At 64.2% G+C, this 15,466-nt stretch carries 12 protein-coding genes; 6 read left to right on the top strand and 6 right to left on the bottom strand.

Annotation, left to right across the window (positions count from 1 at the left end; genetic code table 11):
• Position 1 precedes the first annotated feature (1 nt).
• Positions 2–1,087: a HEAT repeat domain-containing protein gene (locus tag AC1HIY_RS04790; RefSeq protein ID WP_479575572.1), complete on the bottom strand. Its 1,086-nt coding sequence runs from the start codon at positions 1,085–1,087 to the stop codon at positions 2–4.
• A gap of 25 nt (positions 1,088–1,112) precedes the next feature.
• Positions 1,113–2,744 (bottom strand): response regulator, encoded by a 1,632-nt coding sequence (locus AC1HIY_RS04785; protein WP_479575571.1) that lies wholly within the window; start codon positions 2,742–2,744, stop codon positions 1,113–1,115.
• Between the two features lie 207 nt (positions 2,745–2,951).
• Here AC1HIY_RS04785 and AC1HIY_RS04780 point away from each other — a divergent pair, with 207 nt between their 5' ends.
• The 6 genes from AC1HIY_RS04780 to AC1HIY_RS04755 all read left to right on the top strand — a co-directional run bounded on the left by AC1HIY_RS04780 (position 2,952) and on the right by AC1HIY_RS04755 (position 10,329).
• Entirely contained in the window at positions 2,952–3,524 is a 573-nt protein-coding gene (locus AC1HIY_RS04780; RefSeq protein ID WP_479575570.1) for a hypothetical protein, read from the top strand.
• Positions 3,525–3,547: 23 nt separating this feature from the next.
• The gene (locus tag AC1HIY_RS04775) at positions 3,548–3,931 is read left to right on the top strand and encodes a hypothetical protein (protein WP_479575569.1); all 384 of its coding nucleotides are present in this window, start codon (positions 3,548–3,550) and stop codon (positions 3,929–3,931) included.
• 93 nt (positions 3,932–4,024) lie between these two features.
• A complete protein-coding gene (locus tag AC1HIY_RS04770) occupies positions 4,025–5,704 on the top strand; it encodes a sensor histidine kinase (RefSeq protein WP_479575568.1) in 1,680 nt (559 codons plus the stop codon).
• A 167-nt stretch (positions 5,705–5,871) separates the two neighbouring features.
• Positions 5,872–7,269, top strand: coding sequence for an MBL fold metallo-hydrolase RNA specificity domain-containing protein (locus tag AC1HIY_RS04765; protein ID WP_479575567.1), 1,398 nt, complete (start codon positions 5,872–5,874; stop codon positions 7,267–7,269).
• A 119-nt stretch (positions 7,270–7,388) separates the two neighbouring features.
• On the top strand, positions 7,389–8,486 hold the full coding sequence (locus tag AC1HIY_RS04760; RefSeq protein WP_479575566.1) for a peptidylprolyl isomerase: 1,098 nt from the start codon (positions 7,389–7,391) through the stop codon (positions 8,484–8,486).
• Between the two features lie 508 nt (positions 8,487–8,994).
• Positions 8,995–10,329, top strand: a complete 1,335-nt coding sequence (locus tag AC1HIY_RS04755) for an amidohydrolase (RefSeq protein WP_479575565.1) — start codon at positions 8,995–8,997, stop codon at positions 10,327–10,329.
• A 698-nt stretch (positions 10,330–11,027) separates the two neighbouring features.
• Here AC1HIY_RS04755 and AC1HIY_RS04750 read toward each other — a convergent pair.
• From AC1HIY_RS04750 to AC1HIY_RS04735, 4 genes are all read right to left on the bottom strand, one after another.
• Positions 11,028–11,786 (bottom strand): hypothetical protein, encoded by a 759-nt coding sequence (locus AC1HIY_RS04750; RefSeq protein WP_479575564.1) that lies wholly within the window; start codon positions 11,784–11,786, stop codon positions 11,028–11,030.
• Between the two features lie 112 nt (positions 11,787–11,898).
• Positions 11,899–12,816: a M23 family metallopeptidase gene (locus tag AC1HIY_RS04745; RefSeq protein ID WP_479575563.1), complete on the bottom strand. Its 918-nt coding sequence runs from the start codon at positions 12,814–12,816 to the stop codon at positions 11,899–11,901.
• A gap of 159 nt (positions 12,817–12,975) precedes the next feature.
• A complete protein-coding gene (locus AC1HIY_RS04740) occupies positions 12,976–13,827 on the bottom strand; it encodes a DUF6920 family protein (protein ID WP_479575562.1) in 852 nt (283 codons plus the stop codon).
• A 379-nt stretch (positions 13,828–14,206) separates the two neighbouring features.
• The gene (locus tag AC1HIY_RS04735; RefSeq protein ID WP_479575561.1) at positions 14,207–15,286 is read right to left on the bottom strand and encodes a serine hydrolase domain-containing protein; all 1,080 of its coding nucleotides are present in this window, start codon (positions 15,284–15,286) and stop codon (positions 14,207–14,209) included.
• Positions 15,287–15,466: the final 180 nt, after the last annotated feature.

Raw genomic sequence — 15,466 nt, 5'->3', positions numbered from 1 at the left:
TTCAGGCAGCCAGGCTGTTGTCGGTGAGCACCTGTTGGAAGAGGGCGGTGCGTGGATGCGTGGAGGCGGCGAGGGCGCGGAGGAGGTCGGCGGCCCCGATCTGCTTGAGGCGCTCCGCCGCCGCCAGGGCCACCCACGGCGAGGGGTCGTCGAGGGCGCGCCGGAGGGCCGCCCGCACCCCCGCGCCACCGAGCGAGCCGAGTGCCCGGACGGCGTGCAGGCGCACCTCCTCCTGCGGCGATCGGAGGCAGGCTTCCACGGCGGCGCGATGGCGCTCTTCCCCCACGCGCCCGATCAATTCGAGTGCAGCGAGGGTCAGGGCCGAGTCCCGGCACGCCTCGAGAAGGTCCTCCGCGAGGTCCGCCGCCGCGACGTCGCCGAGCCGCCCGAGCGCCTTCGCCGCCACGGCTCGCACCCACGCCGGACGTCCGGCGTCGGCGAGGGCGCGCCGGAGCGGGACCGCCGCCTCGAAACCGACCCCGGCCAGCAACGCCGCGAGTGCGTCGTGGCTGAAGTCTTCGAAGCGCGGAAGCTTCTCCAGAAGGAGCGGCGCGAAGGCGGGGTGCTCCCGCCGCGCCAGGTTGCGGAAGGCGACCATCGCCACGAGCGGCGAGGGGTCGTCGAGGGCCGAGACGAGGTCTTCGACGTAATCGGGGAAGCCGAGGAGCCCGAGGATCTGCAGCCGCCGCGCCCGCGCCTCCGGAGCGGCTTTGCGCAGACCCTCCCTCAACTCCGGAAGGAACGGACGCGCCGCCGCGCGCAACGGCTCACGCTCCGGTCCGCGCACCTTCCGAGCAAAACGATAGAGGAAGGCGCAGAAATAGAATCGGCTCCGGCGCGGGACGCGCGCGCACAGGTCCGCCACGGGCCGGTCCCCGGCGAGCACTTCGAGCAGGAGCGGCCGCCAGAGGGCGTCGAGCCGTTTCCTTCGGGCCTCTCTCCGATCGTTGGCCACGCGCAGCCCGACGGCGACCGCCGTGAAGACGAACGCGAGCACGATCAGCGCTTCGAGCATGAGCAGCGCGAAGCGGAACACGGGGTCGTCGAAGGAGACGTCGAAGAAGGCGGTCGGGTCGAGAGACGGCATGGCGGAGCTTCGGCGCGGCGGACGTTCAGGCGGGAAGAGCATCGGGCGTGTGTCGCTCGACGAGGCGCCGGACGCGCGCGCTCAGTTCGACGGGCGAAAAGGGCTTGAGCAGGTAGTCGTCTGCGCCGAGTTCGAAGCCCCGCACGATGTCGCGCTCGCGGCCCATGCTCGTGAGCATGAGGACGGGGGTGCGGGCATGAGCGGGCATGGCGCGCAGACGCTCGAGCGCCTCGAAGCCGTCCAGACCCGGCAACTTCGCGGCGAGGATGATGAGCGCGGCGCGGTGACGCTCGGCGAAGGCGACGAGGCGCTTCCCGTCGTCGAACCGGACGACCTCGAAGCCGTCCCGACGGAGCCGGAACGCGAGGATGGCCGCCACGTCCTCGTCGTGCTCGGCCACGAGGACGCGCGGTTTTTCGGGCGTCACGGCCTGCGCCTCGGTGATCACCCGCCCGCGCGCGCCGTTTGCCTTGGCCCGCCGCACGCATTGCTGCGCCCGCTCGAGGACGTCTTCGAGACGCGCGTCGTCGGATTTGAGTGAGACGAGTCCGGCGGAGAAGGAGACGTGAAACGTCTGCCCGTTGTGCGCCCGGAAAGGCTCGTACCGGACGGCCTGTGAAGCGCGGTCGAGGATCTCGGCGGCCTCGTCGAGGGTCGTATTCGGGAAGAGGATACAGAAGCGGTCGCCTTCCCATCGTCCGAACAGGTCGAAGGCGCGGAGGCACTTCGCGATGAGCGTCGTCGCCTTCTGAAGCACGTCGTCGCCGGTGAGGGGGCCATAAACGGCATTGACGGCTTTGAAATCGTCGAAGTCGAGGACGGCGACGCAGAAGGGCGTCTCGGAGAGGTCGTAAAAGGCGCGCGCCCGTTCGAAGGCTTCTTCGAGCGCGAGGCCGTCCGGGAGGCCGGTCAACGGGTCGGTCGTATCGCGGAGGATGCGCCGCTGGAGGTGCGCGGAGACTTGCGCCGAGAAGGCGGCGGCGTCGAACGGTTTCTCGAAGAAGGCGTCCGCGCCGAGCGCATAACACTCCGTCTTCACCTGCGCCTGCGCGAAGGAGGAGACCACGATGACGGGCGTGAGCGCCGTGACGGCGTGGGCGCGGAGGCGGACGAGCAGGTTGCGCCCGTCCATGTCCGGCAGGACGAGTTCGAGGATGATGAGCGCAAAGGCTTCCCGGGCCAGCAGCCGTTCGGCTTCCCGGGCCGAGCCCGCCAGAAACACCTCGCGGTTCGGCGTCGAGAGGATCACCTCGAGCATGGCCGCCGTGTCCGGGTCCGGGTCGATGACGAGGATGCGCGCCTTCGGGCCGGTCGCCTCCGCAATGGAGCGGCTGAGGACGCCGAGGAGGTCGTCGAGCCGCGCCTTGAAGGCGTCGGGCGAATCGGAGGCGGCTTTTTCGAGGGCCTCCACGGCTTCCGTCACCGCGTCGAGGTGGAGCGTCCGAGCGACGTGGTGAAGGGCCTGTGCGACCCGGAGGATCGAGGCGATGGCCTCGGGGAAGCCCTCGTGGAGGTCCACCCGTTCGGCTTCCAGAGCGTCGAGAAAGGCTACGAGGCTCTCCCGGTCGTACGTGCGTCGCGACGCCGGGAGGGCGCGCGCGGGCGTGGTCCTCGGAGCAGGAGGACGCGGTCGGGAAGGGCGAGAGGTGGTTTTCATCGAACCGGGCACTACCGTGAAAAACGAGCCGTTTCCCGAGGTATCGACGACTCCGCCCGATCCGTAATCCCGCGCGGGGAATTTCCGGGGTCGGCCTGCCTCCTTCCGGCGGATCCATGGTTATTGCAGTTTTCACGGAAAGAAAAGGGCGCGCGGCAACCCGGCTCCGGTTCGCCGGTATCATCGCCGTCTGAATGGGAATCACACATGGAAGCGTCGATGGCAGAGACGGAGCAGACCCCGCAATCCGAGCGCGCGGCGCGGTTCGTCGCTTTTGCCGTGCTGGGCGCGCTGACGGTCACGCAGGAGCTGGCCGGGCGGGCGCTCGCCGGCATGGAAGGGGCGGACCCGGAGCTGACGGCGGAGGAGACGTTGTGCCTCGTCGCCACGGCGACGGCCCGCGCGGCGGAGGTGGGCCTGCGGGACAAGCCGGAAGCGCAGGTCGTCGCCGCGACGTTGCTCGAGTTGCCCTTCGTCTATCGTGACTACCTGGCCGGCGGGGCGATGCTCACGGAAAAAGACGCCGCGCTCCTCGATGCGGACGATCTCGTGCGGGAGCGTCTGCGGCGCAAACTCGCGTTCTATACCACCCACCTGCCCCCCGGACGCTTCCCCGGCGAGTATGCCCTGACCGACAAGATGGGCCTGTGGATGGGCCGCATCAGTCCGCCGCGCCTGCCGGAGATGCCCGCCGCTCGCCTCGCCCGCCTCGAACTCATCCCCGCCCTCCTGACCCACTTGCGCCTCGTGCTCGCCTTCGCCCGCCGCAACGAACCCTGACGCCCCCCTAAAGGACCGTGAACATGGAACCGCCTCTCATTCCCGCCTACAACAAGCCCGATGCGCCCGGCATCGCGATGAACTTCGACAACACCGTGTCGCTGTATCACGTTGTGCAGCCGGAGGAAGACTTCGTGCAGGCGGCGCGTGCCGCCTTCGCGCTCCTCAAGGAAGCACAGGAGCGGTTCCCCGGATGGCCGCGCATTTTCTACCTCGACATCCTCGGACACCGGGGAGCACGGCAGGGCTTCGACGAGGACTTTTTCGAGTTTCAACAGGAGTTCTGGTTCTCCGCCATCGCGCCTTTCGTTACGGCTTTCGACCTGCCGTTGCCCGGCGCACTCATCAACCCGAGCCCGCAGCGAAACGACCTTCCGGACGAGCTCGTGATTCGTCTCCCGGAATAGTCAGGAAGACAGGGCGCCTACGCCCTTCCGGCGGTTGCGGTCGCCTCGCGTATGAAGTATCATAAGGCGGTCTCCCCGGGTCCCCTGCCATTCATGAAAGAGCCTTTCACATTGCGCCACGGCGCAACCGGATTACCCGACACCGTCTGGGTTTTTCTCTTTGGAATCGTCTATCTCGGAGCGCTGCTGCTGGGAGATGCGCTCGACTTTCCGCCCGAAGGGATCTCGACGTTCTGGCCCGGCAGTGGTCTGCTCATGGCGGCTTTGCTGCTGACCTCGCCTCGCCAATGGGCGGGTCTGCTGTTTCTGGCGATCATCGCCAACGTGGTCAGCGAGGCCGTGGTGCTGGGGCACAGCGTCTGGCAGGGACTGATGTTCGGCATAGGGAACAGCCTGGAAGGGACGGTGGGCGCGTGGTTGCTGCGTCAATACCTCGGGTCGCCGCCCGCGCTGCGCTCGGTCCGGGACGTGCTCGCGTTGACGGTCTTCGGGATGCTCATCGGCACGGGACTCGGCGCGCTCGTCGGCGCGACGGTGCTTTCGGTGCAGGGGTTTCGGTTCCCTTTCTCGTTCATCCTTCAGGCCTGGTGGCTGGCGGATGCCCTCGGCGTGCTGATCATGGTGCCGGTGATTCTGTCGTGGGCGAGCGCCGTTCAGCGAGGCTTTCACCGGGCCGTTCCCGCGCGTGTGATGGAAGGGGTGGCCCTCTTCGCCGCCCTGGTCGTCGTGGGACAACTCGTCTTCGGGTCCGAACCGGCTCCCGCGGCCTCGATGCTCGACTTCCCGTACATTGTTTACCCGATCCTCCTGTGGGCCGTGCTTCGCTTCGACCTCCGCGTGGTGACGGCGGCGCTGCTGGTGACGGCCTTCATGGTGGTCTTGAATGCAAACCTGGGCCGGAGCCCCTTCGTCGTCGCCGGGCAGTCGGTGCGCGAACAGGTGCTGGCCATTCAGGCATTCCTGGCCGTGACCACGCTCTCGACGCTCATCGTCGCCGCCATGGTTCACGAGCGGCGGGAGGCCGTGGCGATGCAGGAACGCCTCATCGCCGAGCTCGAGGCGAAGAACGCCGAGCTCGAACGCTTCACATACACCGTGTCGCATGACCTCAAGAGCCCGCTCTTCACCATTCAGGGCTTCATCGGTCTGCTCGAACAGGACGTCGCCGAAGGACGCGTCGAGCGGGCGCGCAAGGACATCAAGCGCATCCGGGACGCAGCGCTCACCATGCAGCGACTGCTCAGCGAACTGCTCGAACTCTCGCGCATCGGGCGCATCGCCAGCGAGCCGGAGCCCGTCCCCCTGACGGACGTGGCCGGCGAAGCCGTCGAACTGCTCGCGGGGCGGATCGAGGAGGCCGGCGTCGACGTGCGCATCGCGCCGGACATGCCCGTCGTCCAGGGCGACCGCGTGCGGCTGCGCGAGGTGTATCAGAATCTCGTGGAGAATGCGATCAAGTTCATGGGGGATCAGCCCGAGCCGCGCATCGAGATCGAAGCCTGGCAGAAAGGCGCGGAGGTGATCTCCTGCGTGCGCGACAACGGCATCGGCATCGACCTGCAATATCATGAAAAGATCTTCGGTCTCTTCGAGCGGTTGTCCAGGCATCAGGAAGGCACGGGCATCGGACTGGCGCTCGTGAAGCGGATCGTGGAGGTGCACGGCGGGCGCATCTGGGTCGAATCCGAAGGCGCGGGCAAGGGCAGCGCCTTTTTTTTCCTCTTACCCCGAGAAGGCAAACCCGCGCACGGTCTTTCCCCCCGGACGACATGAGCGCAGGCGCGTCCGCCCCCCGAAAAGCCGTTCAACCCCGCGGAGTCGCCCGGAACGTGATCCGGCCCGTCCGAAGGCGACAGCGCGCCGGTCTTCCCCGTTGTATTTGACGGGCGCAGTGGCGAAGTTCGGGCTTCGCATGTTCCGAAACGACGCCCGCGCGCCAGATGAGACTGACCTTTTGCGGAGCCGCCCGCACGGTGACCGGCTCGAAGCACCTCCTCGAACTCGAAAACGGAAAGAAGCTCCTGCTCGACTGCGGCCTCTATCAGGGGCGGCGCGCCGAGGCCGATCACCTCAACCGCCACTTCCCGTTCGATCCCAGGGAGATCGACGCCGTGCTGCTCTCGCACGCCCACATCGACCATTCGGGCCTGCTTCCGAAGCTCTGGAAAGAGGGCTTTCGCGGGCGCATCTTCGCCACACACGCCACCGTCAGCCTGTGCGGCCTGATGCTGCTCGACAGCGCATACATCCAGGAGAAGGACGTCGCCTACGTCAACAAGATTCACCGGAAGCGGGGCAAGCCGCCCGTCGAGCCGCTCTATACGGTGGACGACGCCGAGGGCGTGCTCGATCAGTTCGTCGGCGTCTCGTACGGGCTGCCCTTCTCGCCGGTCGAGGGGGTGCGCGTGGTGTACCGGGACGCCGGGCACATCCTCGGCTCGGCGACGATGGTGCTCACCATCAAGGAGCGGGGCAAGACCCTCCGGCTCGGCTTCACCGGCGACGTGGGCAACCCGGGGCGGCCCATCCTCCGCGATCCGCAAAAGATGGACGACTGCGACTACCTCATCTCCGAGTCGACCTACGGCGGAAAGGTGCACGAGGCCGCCGGGAAGACGAAGCAGCGCCTGGCGGAGGTCATCGGGCGCACGAGCCGGCGCGGGGGCAAGGTGATCATCCCCGCCTTCGCCGTCGGACGCACGCAGGAGATCGTCTACGCCCTCGATCAGCTCTGGAACGAGCACCGCCTGCCCGCCATCCCCGTCTACGTGGACAGCCCCCTTGCCGTCAATGCCACGAGCGTGTATCTGGCCCACCCCGAGTGTTACAACCGCAAGCTCAGGGAATACCTGCTCTCCGATCCGAACCCCTTCGGCTTCTCCCGCCTGACGTACATCCGCGACGTCGAGCAGTCGAAGGCGCTCAACGGGCAACGGGTGCCCATGGTGATCATCTCGGCCTCGGGCATGTGCGAGGCCGGGCGCATCCTCCATCACCTGAAAAACAACATCGGAGACCGCCGGAACACGGTGATGATCGTCGGCTATTGCGCCGAAAACACGTTGTGCAAACGCATCGTCGACCGGCAGCCGGTGGTTCGCATCTTCGGCGAGGAGCACGTCCTCCGGGCCGAGGTGGTGGTGATGAACAGCCTCTCCGCCCACGCCGACGAACCGGGATTGCTTCACTTCATCGGCATGCTCGACCGCGACCGGCTCCGGCGCATCTTCCTCGTCCACGGCGCGCCGGAGCGGCAGAACGCCTTCAAAACCGCCCTCGAACGGCACGGATACCACAACATCGACATCCCCGAGTTCAAGGATTCGGTCGTGTTGTAAACGGCGCGGCTTTGTGAAGATCGTGTCGGGATCGGCTTTTGAGAAACCGCGTCCGACGGCGCTTCGTTCGGGAGATTCACACCTGTTTCATGGGAGATGCTCCCCAGACATCATTTCGGATGAGAATCGTTTCTTGGATCGTTGCCGGCCTGTTCCTCTTCGCCGGTTGCAGTGGCAATAATGAAACCGCTTCGGAAGAAGGGGCGCCCGGACAACTTTTCACCGCCGACGGCGATTATGCCGGCTCGCACATCCTGGTGGCCTACGCCGGGGCCATGCGCGCCAACCCCGACGTGACGCGGACGAAGGAGGAGGCGCGCGCGAAAGCCGAGGAGCTGATCGCGCGGCTCAAACAAGATCCCTCGCAGTTTGAAGAACTCGCGCGCACGGAGTCCGACGGCCCGTCGGGGCCGCAGGGCGGAAGCCTCGGCACGTGGTCGAAGGGGCAGATGGCGCCGGCCTTCGATCAGGCCGTGGACAGCCTCGAAGTGGGCGCGATCACCGAGACGCCGGTGGAGACCCCCTTCGGCTATCACGTCATCCGCCGCGACCCCATGAAGGCGCCCTTCTATGGGGCGGAAGCTTTTCTCATCGGATACAAGGGTTCGCCTCGCGTGCCGCCGACCGTGACGCGCGAACAAGCCGAGGCCGACTCGCTCGCACAGACCCTCAAGGCAGAGGTCACGGCGGAAAACTTCGACGAGTATGCCGCAAAGTACAACGACTTCGGCGACGGCCCGATCTTCCTCGGCGGCGTGAAGGAAGGCGACCCCGCGCCTCCGGGACTGCTGGAGACGCTCAAAAAGCTCGACTACGGTGAGGTCGGCGGCCCGGTGGCCTTCGACGGCATCGGCTATGCCTTCGTGCGGCGGATCAAGCTCGAACAGCGCGCCGGGGCGCACATCCTGATCGCCTATCAGGGAGCCATGCGCGCCGCGCCCGAGGTCACCCGGACGAAGGAAGAAGCGTACGCCCGCGCGAAAGAACTCATCGCGCAGCTTCAGGAGAAGCCGGATCAGTTTGCCATCTTCGCCGCACAGTACTCCGACGGCCCGAGCGGCCCCAACGGCGGCAACCTCGGCAAGTGGTTCAAGGGACAGATGGTCCCCGCCTTCGACGAGGCCATCGACTCCCTCGCGGTCGGAGAGATCACGAAGGAGCCCGTGGAGACGCCCTTCGGCTATCACATCATCCGTCGGCTCGCCGTCGAGGAATGAGCCGCTCAAACGACGGCCCGGGCAGGCCTCATCGCAACGTCATGGGACGCTCCACGTAGCCGTCCGCTCGGCTCGTTCCCGCTTCTGCTTCAGGGTCGTCTCCCGGCGGATCCGGCGGCCGTCCGTGCCCAAACGTACCTCCCGGCCCCGGCGCACCCGGCTTTCGATACCCCGGCGACCCCGCACCGCCCGTAACGAGCGCCGAACCCGCGAGGCTGCGCTCACGATGCGGAAACGCGGTTCGAGGCGCCCGGAGGTCCTCGGGCAGAGCGGTTGAAGCGTTTGAGGCGTCGGGGCGGGACATCGGAAGGGCGCTGAAGCGGATCGTGGAGGGGCACGCCGGGCGCATCCGGGCCGAAGTCGCGGACGCGGGCAAAGGCAGCGTCTTTTGTTTTATCTTACCCGGCACGGACAAACCCGCGCACGGTCTTCCGCCGCAGGCGGGATGATCGCAGGCGGGATGATCACGTTCTCCCTCCGGAAGTCTTTTCAAACCCCTGTTCTCGCCATGAAACCTGCCCCGCTTTTCTCCGCTTTCACGTTGTTGCTCGTCGCGTACGTTTTTGCCGCCCCGCCGGCGCGGGCGCAGACGCCGGATCCGCTCACGCAGGCCCTCGACCGGAAGGCGAAGGCCGTCGAGGCGCAGGTGATCGCGTGGCGTCGCGACATCCACGCGCATCCGGAGCTCTCGAACCGCGAGTATCGCACCGCCGCGCTCGTGGCCGAGCACCTGCGGAGCCTGGGTCTGGAGGTGCGCACCGAGGTGGCCCACACCGGCGTCGTGGGCGTGCTCCGGGGCGGCAAGCCGGGGCCGGTGGTCGCGCTCCGGGCAGACATGGACGCGCTGCCCGTCACCGAACGCGTGGACGTGCCCTTCGCCTCGACGGTGCGCACCGAGTACAACGGGCAGGAAGTCGGGGTGATGCACGCGTGCGGGCACGACAACCACACGGCCATCCTCATGGGGGTGGCGCAGGTGCTCGCCGACGTGAAAGACGACCTGCCCGGCACGGTGGTGTTCCTCTTTCAGCCCGCCGAAGAGGGCGCCCCCGCCGGTGAGGAGGGCGGCGCGGCGCTGATGCTCAAGGAAGGCGCCTTCGACGACCCGCGCCCGGAGGTGGCCTTCGGCCTCCACGTGGTGCCCGCCTGGGAAGCCGGGCAGATCGCCTACCGCCCCGGCGGGGAGATGGCGAGTTCGGACGGGCTGCACATCAAGGTGAAGGGGCGGCAGACGCACGGCGCGTATCCGTGGGGCGGCATCGACCCCATCGTCACCGCCGCGCAGATCGTGACGGCGCTTCAGACCATCCCGAGCCGGCAACTCGACGTCACCGTCGCCCCGGCCATCGTCACCGTCGGGAGCATCCACGGCGGCGTGCGCGGCAACATCATCCCGGACGAGGTGGAGATGACCGGCACCATCCGCGCCTTCGACACGGAGATGCAAAAGGACCTCCACCGCCGCATCCGGCGCACCGCCGAAAAGATCGCCGAGAGCGCGGGCGCGACCGCCGAGGTCAACATCCGCATCGGCTATCCCGTCACGTACAACGATCCCGACCTCGCCCGAGAGATGGACGCCACCCTCCGCCGCGTGGCCGGCGACGCGAACGTGCTCGAAGCGCCGCGTCAGATGGGAGCCGAGGACTTCTCGTACTATGCCCGCGAGGTCCCGGGGCTGTTCTTCTTCCTCGGCATCCGCGCCCCCGGCGCGCCCCTCTCCGAGTACGCCCCGAACCATTCGCCGCTCTTCAAGGTGGACGAGCGCGCGCTCGTCACGGGCGTCCGCGCCCTCTCGCATCTCGCCGTAGACTACATGCGCATGCATCCCTCGGCGGAGTAAGCGGCCTTCCGGCGTTCACGCACGTGCAAGCTCGGCGGCGCAAGGCTCAGAAGCGGTGGGGGAATTCTAATGTGTTAGAAAAACACGAAGCGCTCCCCGGCGTCTTGCCGGGTGCTAACCGCCCCAAGACTGCCTGACCCATGCCCTGCAGCTCTGACCTGACGAATGCCCCGTGGCGAGGTCTTCGAAGCGCGCCTGCGAGGCGTCGAAGGCCACGGTCATCTCGCCGCGCCGCACCACCGGCTGAGCCTGGAGATTGGCGGCGAGACAAGCAAGGAGCAATAAGGCACAAGTGTAGCGACGAAGTCGGCGCGTCGTCTTTGTCCGTTGTGTGGCTTGTACGCTCTTACACGACCCTTTTACTTCGTCAGTCACTTCGTTCGTGTCCGGAATCGGCCCATCGCATCTGCAAAGCAACGGCATGCACCGACAAGAACGGTCGTGGACGTACGCAATCCGCTTCTCCGGATTCTAAGATAAAGCCTCTCAGAGGGGCGACGTGGCAAAGGCCCATAACAGAGGGGCGATCGGCCGCAATGGGCGAGCAGCACAATGTTTACGCAAGGCAATGAAACACAAACGCCCGACCCAAGCAAGGCCGACACGCCCGCGGTCGGCTGCCGCGGAGGTTAGGCGGCTCCTGGTCCGAGCCGATTTCGCAGGTGCATAGGCCCGCATGACGCAAAAACGAATTAAGGTCAGCCTTGAAGTTCGGCATCGATCAGCGCGATCGCATGCTCGGCCGCGCCGATCAGGGGGGTGATGCTGACACTGAGCGCACGCGCAAACCCCGCCCACTCCGTCAGTGCAGCATGGATCTCGGGATGCGCCACGATGGCCTCCACCGCGGCTGCGGCCATCTGCGGGGCGACGCCCGCAGGGCAGTCGTCGAGGTAGAGTTCCTCGCCGTCGGTCAACTCGAAGCAATGGGTCCAGTACGCCGTTTGGGCGGCCAACGGAACCAGTCCCCGGACGAGGGAGCGGTATGCGGGCGGACGCTCCAGAGGAGCCACCAACTGGTCGGCCTGGCGGAGGTAGTCCTCGATGGCATCGACGATGGCGCGGTTGCGCGGCCAGCCGTTGCGGCGCATCTCGTCGTATGTCGAGCGGCTGACGGGGACCTGCTGCCACTGCGAGGCATGGAAAAAATCGACGACCGTGCCCCAACAATCCTCGCGGCATCTCTCGCCCGCCTCCAGGAAGGCGAGGGCATCCGCACCGGATCGGCCGACCTGATCGTACGCGTTCTGCTTGATGGTCAACTGGCGCACGGACTCGACGAGTTCGGCGCGGAGCTCGCCCAGCAGCAGGCGCTCGCGGGCCTTCTCCGCCTGCGCGGTGTTCCAGTTCGACACCTGGATCCCGAGAAATACACCCACGACCACGATCACGAAGTCGATCGCGATGGCGGTCCAGCTCTGCTCGCGGACATTCTCAATGACGCGGCGAAGAATCATAGGCCTGTGAGAGGGAAGGAAAAGAGGTTGGAAAGCCGTCTAACGGTTGAGCTAAGCGGCGAAGGGCGACTAAGACCTCTGAAGGGAGCACGCAGGCATCCTTAGGTCGCGTTTAATCCACCCTTGTGCGCACAATACTATTTCGTGTAAGGAATCGTCCGCCAAACCGTAGCGGTATTCCCGTGCCCCCACCGGTAAAATCATCGCCGTCAATCGTTGCACAATGAATGTGCAGGTGTGGCTCTGTGGTATTGCCGGAATTGCCAATTCGACCAAGAGGTTGTCCCGGTTCGACAGGGTCGCCCTCGCGCACCAGAACACTGTTCCTCTTCAGGTGTGCCAGCAAGATGTAAACGTCCGTGCCAACGGGTTGAATCACAACATGATTTCCCGCTCGCGCTCTGGTGTCCTTTTCGGGAGGCGTGAAGTCGGGCAATCCGTCAACGGACCGTACTACAATCCCCTCGACCGGGCTTAAAACCGGATCATTGAAGATAGAATACCGGGCGAGCAATTTCGGATAGATGCCAGACGCGCGCGTGCCGAATCTGTTCAATTTGACAATATCCAATGCGAACCGTTGGGCCGTGTGGTTGTGGTGGTAGTTGATGGTCGCGTCATTGCCACCATGCGCGACGTAATACGTACCATTGTGCAACGGGAACGAAACATCGATGGCGTTGGCCGGCGACCGAAAGCCGCGAACCGCCTTGCCGATCAGAACGGCAAATGTCAGAAAGAGCCCCAGCCGGGTGATATTTTCCACCCAGTGACCCTTTCCGATCCCACGCCACCATTGTTGTTCAATCGCATGGTGCCACGTCGTGAAAACCACGATGCAAAGAACAATTAATAATATATACCGCAACCTGTACCCGAACCAGTCCCATCGTCCAACGATGAACATAAACACTACGTACGAAACCACAACCAGGGTGGAGAGGAGCAATTCTAATTGACTTTCTGTTCGGCTTTGGGCAAAGTTCACGAGAAAAGCGGTGGGCATGACAAAATGAGTGAAAACAAGCATCGTTATGTTGAATCGCATGATCGCAGACCCCAAAATGTGTCTTACCCTACAAAGGCCGCGCTCAACCTGCTGCCGAAAGCGGCAGCGAAGTACGAGCGGACGCTACAGGCAGTCGGGTGCAACTGGTTGTCAGGCAGTGTCTGGTTTGACTGGCTGCTCTCATCGAGCGAACTCATAGCGGAGTTCGGTGATGTGCCCACGCCAATAGGGCATTGGCCCCTCCGGTAGGAGCCAGGCAACCTCTCCATCCAGGGGGACGCGCATACCCTCTCGAGCCGCGTAATTCCAGAACCGGCCTTGCCAGGGCGTGGGCGCCACCGTGCCGCTCACCATCCGGCCGCGCGCCTCGGCGTGCACGGTGTCGATCAGCCCGTCTCTGCCAAAGCGAAACAGTAGCGTGACGGAGAGGTCGCCGTCCTTCAGCGTTGCGCGGGCGGACTGGTCGTCCACGGCCTCCCAGCGGATGCCCTGACCCGGCAGAAGGGCTGTCGGGTACCAGGCCGCTTCGGCTAGGAACCGCATCAACTCTCCGCGCGCAATCTCTCCCGAACCACGGGAATCGGCCACCGGCGCCACCCCGAGCACAGCGGCATGGAGGATGCCTTCGCCTGCGACGTAGGCATCATGCACCCGGACATGTACGCCGGGCATTATCGCGATGCGGCCGTCCCAGTCAAAACCGGGGCGACGGAGAATCACACGCTGGTTGGAGGTGAAGGATTTCCACTGCTCCGCCGACTCACTCATATTGAAGGTTCCGGTGTGCTCCATGCTGACGGCTGTCACAACCGGCTGACCATCTTCCAGGACGGCAAGAAAATAGCGCCGAACAGGAGCGGGCAAGCCTTCGAGTTCGCTCTGGTCGAAAACCTTATGCGTGACGGCACATCTGCCCGCTTCTAAGCGGTCTCGCAACTTCTTCGTGCCGGATTTCCAATGCATCTCTCCATAGAGGACTGCAGCCGCCACGACGACAATGAATCCCAGGACTACATAAAGCATGATTTTCATCAACGTTTCGGTCAACTTTGAACCGGGCAACGTTCTTCGCTCTTACTCTGTGACCACAAACCTGTAGTCCTCCCCATACAGCCGATGCGACCAACAAGCCATGGGCCGCCCGGAAGGGCCGTGTCCGGAAAAACCGCGAAATGTATAAGCTTATTCGGACCGCAAGGGGAACGCCGCTCGGCCTGGAATACCGGCCGGAATTCCGGATCGCGGTGGCGGCCATGACGGTGGCAGTGGCAAGTAGCAGAAGTCCCACAAGAAAATGACCGGGCCAGCGGCGGACCTTATCCCGGCCGCCGGATGAAGTAAATGCCCTGTCGGTCGGCCCTATCAAGAGCCTCAAATCACCCGGAGCATCAGGTGGCATTTTTAACTCAATTCATTGTTTGTGCAAAATTCGAATAATACGATTATAAATTATATTCGATATCCCCGTGGCCTTTCCGCCAACCACATTTGCTAACCCCCAGGTTTCTCCGCCGGTCGTATTCACAAACTGAACGACCACAGCATCAATGTCCTTGTGATAGCGTGCAATGCTATAGTATCCAGGCAGCCAGCCGGTATGTTCATACTCGTAAATTGAGGAGTAAATCGCCCGCTCTTCTTCATTGAACAGCGAGCCATCATTCAGGGCGCGCAAAAAAATCCCCACATCCTCCGCAGTAGCGATCATCGATCCCCCGGGAATTGTAAAGTCAAGTTGCTTTAGATCATCGTCATATCCATACCAGTAGCCGCTGACCACATCTTCGTCATCTACCTCGCTGAGCAAACTATAGGTATTCGTCAGACCTAGCGGAGCCAGTATTTCTTCCCGGATATATTGATGATGGCTGTATCCCAGCACTTTGTCCAGGATGCGACCGATCAACAGATAGTTCGTGTTGGAATACCGGGTCCGTGCGCCAGGTTTAAAATCTGCCGGTTCATCCAGGACCAAGGCCAGGGCCTGGTCGATGTCTGTATGCGAAGTGAACCAATCCCACGCTTCATCATCCGTGAAATTCGGAATGCCGCTGCGGTGCTGCACCATCATTTTCAGGGTAATCTGATCCGCATATTCGATCCTTCCGGAAAGCTCCGGCAGATACTCGGCGAGGGTTGCATCCAGGAATAACCGCCCCTGATGAACCAATTTGGCGACGGCGGCAGCGATGTACAGCTTGCTGATACTGCCAATTCTGAACAATGCGTGGGGATCGGCCGGCTCGCGGGTCCATTTATTCTTCCAGCCGGCAGCATAAAATGCCGGTGGCTTTCCCGCTTGATCGACATACACGACGATGCCATCCAGCCCATAACCAATAGCGCTTTCGACCTGCTCCTGAACCGTGTCCGGCAAGGGCGCTATCAAGGGCGGCACCAGGTCCAGGGGGGGAATTACAAGGGCACTGATGAGTGCCGCGATGGGCAGGATTACTCTGAGTATTGGAACGATGCGCTTCTTTTTTTCCACTTGAGGTTTCCTTTCCGAACCGCCTAAAGACACGCTCAATCGCCAGCGTCTTGTTGGGTGCTAACCGCCCCAAGACTGCCTGAACCATGCCCTGCAGCTCTGATCTGACGAACGCCCCGTGGCAAACTATCAAACCGCTCTTCCAGAGGCAACAGCAACGTACCCCCCCGAAAGGATCTT

This window comes from Rhodocaloribacter sp. (assembly GCF_056451265.1).
The sequence above is the reverse complement of the archived record's forward strand: the minus strand, read 5'-3'. Positions and strand labels throughout refer to the sequence as shown.